Raw genomic sequence first — 4159 nt, 5'->3', positions numbered from 1 at the left:
CCGCCACTGCAGGCGGGACCAGCTGCGTCAATTGCCGGGGCACATTCCATGATCGACCTTTCCGACGGCCTCGTCCGGGACGCAGGCCGCGTGGCCACGGCCAGCGGCGTCGTCGTCGATCTGGACCCTGCCGCCGTCGAAAAGCTTGCCGAACCACTGCAGTCAACCGCCGAACTGCTGGGCGCCGACGCCGTCGACTGGGTGCTGGGCGGGGGAGAGGACCACGGATTGTTGGCGACATTCGCCAGTGGGACTAAACTGCCTGAGGGCTTCATTGCGATAGGCTCGATACACGCTGGAGAATCAGGCGTCACGCTGGGGGGTGCCCCGGTAAAGACTGTGGGATGGGATCACTTTGCACACTAAAATTGCCGCCAATGCTGCCGGAATCCGGCGGTGGCTGAGCAAGTCGGAGGAGTGCCTGGGCAATCACAGCGACCGCCTGAATGCGATCAATATCTTCCCGGTTGCCGACGGCGACACCGGAACCAACCTGTACCTGACGATCCGCTCGGCCTCCACCGCCGCGGCCGTGGTCGAGTCGCAGGACCTGGGCGACCTCCTGGAGATTGCTGCGCAGGCGGCGATGGAGGATGCGCGCGGTAACTCCGGGACACTTTTTGGCGTCATGCTGTCGGCGATGGCCGAACCGCTGCACGGCAGCAACCGACTGACCGGGCCGCTGCTGGCCGCGGGACTGCACCGGGCGCAGATCCGGTCCTGGTCCGCGTTGTCCGACCCGGTACCGGGGACGATGCTGTCGGTGCTGGAGAGCTGCGCGGATGCGGCCGCGATGGCGGTGCAGACGCATGCCGATGACAGCAACGCCGCACTGACCCAGACGCTCAACGCCGTCGTCGAAGCCGCGCGGGAAGCGGTGGTGGACACCGAGAGCCAGCTGTCCCAACTGACCGAGGCGCACGTGGTCGATGCCGGCGGCGTCGGGCTGCTGCTCATTCTCGACACGCTGCGGGCAGTGGTGCTGGGCGGGGAGCTGCAGGAGGACCTGCTGGACGGGCTCTCCGGATACGCCGTGCAATCCCCGCACATCCACCCGGACATCGCCACCGGCGACGGCGTCGAAGTGATGTGCACGGTGAATCTTTCCCCGCTCGACGCGGCCGGGCTGCGCGCCCGGCTTGACGAGCTCGGCGACTCCGTGATCATGAGCGCGGTGACCGAGGTGGAGGAGGGCTACCGGTGGCGCCTGCACGTCCACGTGGCCGAGGCCGAGCCGGTGCTCGACGTCATCCGGCTACTGGCCGATCCGCAGAATGTCAGCGTGACGTCGCTGTCCGCCAGCTCCGCGTAGGTTTGTCGTGGTGGGACAGGCGGTAAACCTCAGCGATACCAAGGCGGCGCCGCACGGGCCGACGGAGTACTCCTTCCCGCTGGAACGGCGGATCGGGAAAAAGTCGGCGAACGTGCTGGAGAAGCACCTGGGCCTGCGCACCGTTGGTGAGCTGCTGGACTACTACCCCCGCGCCTACATGAAGCGCGGCGAGCTGACGCCCATTGCCGACGTTCCCCGGGACGAGGACGTCACCCTGGTGGCGCGGATCCACACCAACACCCAGCGGCGGATGCAGACCCGCAAGGGCTCTATCACCGAGATCACCATTACCGACGGCTCCGGCGGTCTCGGCTACATGCACGTCACCTTCTTCAACGGGTACGCCGCGCACAAGGAACTGACCGTCGGCATGCAGGCGATGTTCTCCGGCAAGGTCACCTCCTACAAGGGGCAGCTCACGCTGACCAACCCCGTTTACACGCTGTTGGCCGACGACGACGGCACGGAAAGTGAGACGCTGGCGACACGGCCGATCCCGGTATACCCGGCGACGGGGAAGTTGACCAGCTGGAAGATCAAGGACGCTGTCGGGATCCTGCTCGACTCGGTGAACTTTGAGGCGTTGCCGGACCCGGTGCCGTACGAGATGGCGCGGCGGGAGGGGCTGCTGTCGCTGCGGGAGGCGTACGAGCAGCTGCACCGGCCGGACACCATGGAAGAGATCGCGGAGGCGGAGCGGCGGATCCGGTTCCAGGAGGCGGTGGTGCTGCAGACGGCGCTGGCCAAGCGGCGGGCCGAACATGCACGGCAGGATGCCACCGCACGGCCGGCGCAGTCCGGCGGGCTGCTGGACCGGTTCGATGCCCGGCTGCCGTTCACGCTGACCGACGGGCAGCGGGAGATTGGCGAGGACCTCAGCGGCGAGCTGGCCCGGGACCACCCAATGAACCGGCTGTTGCAGGGCGAGGTCGGCTCGGGCAAGACCATTGTGGCGCTGCGGGCGATGCTGCAGGTGATCGACGCCGGGGGACAGGCGGCGATGCTGGCCCCGACCGAGGTTCTCGCGGCCCAGCACTACTACTCGATCACCGCTGCCCTTGGTCCTCTGGCGGAGGCCGGGATGCTGGGCGGGGATGTTGACGGGACGCAGGTCCGGCTGCTGACCGGTTCGCAATCCACGGCGGAGCGGAAGCGCGCGATGCTGGCAGCCGCCGACGGATCCGCCGGGATCGTCATCGGCACCCACGCGCTGCTGTCCGAGAACGTGAGCTTCTTCGACCTGGGGTTGATTGTCGTCGACGAGCAGCACCGCTTTGGCGTCGAACAGCGCGACGTGCTGCGGACCAAGGCGCTCAAACCGCCGCACCTGCTGGTAATGACGGCGACGCCGATACCCCGGACGGTGGCAATGACCGTTTTCGGGGACCTGGACACGTCGAGCCTGACCGAGCTGCCGGCCGGACGCTCGCCAATCAGCACCCATGTGGTGCCGCTGGCGGAGAACCCGAACTGGAAAGACCGGATCTGGGCGCGGGCGCGGGAGGAGATCGACGTCGGGCGGCAGGTGTACCTGGTCTGCCCCAAGATTGGCGACGACGACGTTAGCGCCGGGCGGGACGTACCGGACCTGGTGAATGATGACGACGACGGTTTGGCTGGCGGCGATGGCGTCGGCGACAGGTCGCGCAGCGGTGCCAACGACGTCGGCCGCGGTGGCAACGGTACGTCGAAGCCGAAGGGCCCGCCGCTGGCCGCGGTGATCAAACTGGCCCGGCTCACTGCCGAGGTCCCGGCGCTGGCAGGAACGCGGATCGGTATTCTGCACGGACGTCTCGATGCGGAGGAAAAGTCCGCCACCATGGCCGCATTCAACGCCGGCGAAATCGACATGCTGATCTCCACCACGGTGATCGAAGTCGGCGTCGACGTTCCCAACGCCACCCTAATGATCATCCTCGACGCAGACCGATTCGGGATCTCCCAGCTGCACCAGCTTCGTGGCCGCGTGGGCCGAGGTGGCCATGCCGGCACCTGCCTGCTGGTCACCAATCTGGAGAAGGGACATCCCAGCCGCACCCGGCTCGACGCCACCGCCGCGACCACGGATGGCTTCGAGCTGGCCCAACTGGACCTGCAGCTGCGCCGCGAAGGCGACGTGCTCGGCTCCAGCCAGTCGGGCGGAAAGTCCACCCTGAAGAAACTTCGCGTGGTGCACAGCGGAGACCAGGCCATTATCGAGAAATCGCGGGCCGAGGCCCAGACGATTATCGACGCCGATCCTGACCTGAAGCAGCACCAGGACCTGGCCCGCGCCATCGAGCAGTACCTGAAGCCGGAAGAGGAAGCGTTCCTCGAGCGGGGGTAAGACGGAACGAGAACCCGGCTGTGTAGTGTAACGGTATGGACTTCGAGATGCTCGTCGAGCAGGCCGCGTCCCTGGATGGGTGGGATTTCTCGGTCTACGGCGACCGGGTTCAGGGTGGTGCGACTCCATGGAACTATGAATCGCTGGCCGCATCCGCCGCCCGGGGCGCCATCTCGATGCTGGATATGGGCACCGGCGGCGGTGAGGTGCTGGTCGACATACTCGAGGATGTTGAGGGCGACGCCCCACCCTGCATTACCGCAACCGAGGGGTGGGAGCCCAACGTGCCGGTTGCCCGAGCCGCATTGGAGCCCTACGGGGTAACTGTGGTGGCCTCCAGCGACGATGCGCATCTACCGCTGGCGGATAATCAGTTTGATCTGGTGATCAATAGTCACGAGTTTTACCACGCAGGGGAAGTGGTCCGGGTACTGGCCCCCGGTGGCATGTATCTCACCCAGCAGATCGGCGGCCGGGACCTGGCCGAGCTCAACGCTGCA

General features: G+C 66.7%; 3 protein-coding genes and 1 pseudogene. All 4 read left to right on the top strand.

The features are described from left to right. Nucleotides 1–366 (top strand): annotated as a pseudogene (locus Y707_RS0120935) (thiamine-phosphate kinase); the annotation flags it as partial. Next, nucleotides 356–1312, top strand: coding sequence for a DAK2 domain-containing protein (locus Y707_RS0120930; RefSeq protein ID WP_503487612.1), 957 nt, complete (start codon nt 356–358; stop codon nt 1310–1312). The pseudogene Y707_RS0120935 and the gene Y707_RS0120930, both read left to right, overlap by 11 nt. Before the next feature lie 10 nt (nt 1313–1322). After that, the gene (locus tag Y707_RS0120925; protein WP_081745063.1) at nt 1323–3659 is read left to right on the top strand and encodes an ATP-dependent DNA helicase RecG; all 2337 of its coding nucleotides are present in this window, start codon (nt 1323–1325) and stop codon (nt 3657–3659) included. Nucleotides 3660–3694: 35 nt separating this feature from the next. Further along, nucleotides 3695–4159 (top strand): class I SAM-dependent methyltransferase (locus tag Y707_RS28155; protein WP_035783054.1); only part of this gene is annotated, 465 nt, incomplete at its 3' end.

It is taken from the genome of Arthrobacter sp. H14 (assembly GCF_000520495.1).
GTDB lineage: Bacteria > Actinomycetota > Actinomycetes > Actinomycetales > Micrococcaceae > Arthrobacter_C.
Note: the sequence above shows the minus strand (reverse complement) of the source record. Positions and strands in the feature narration are given on the sequence as shown.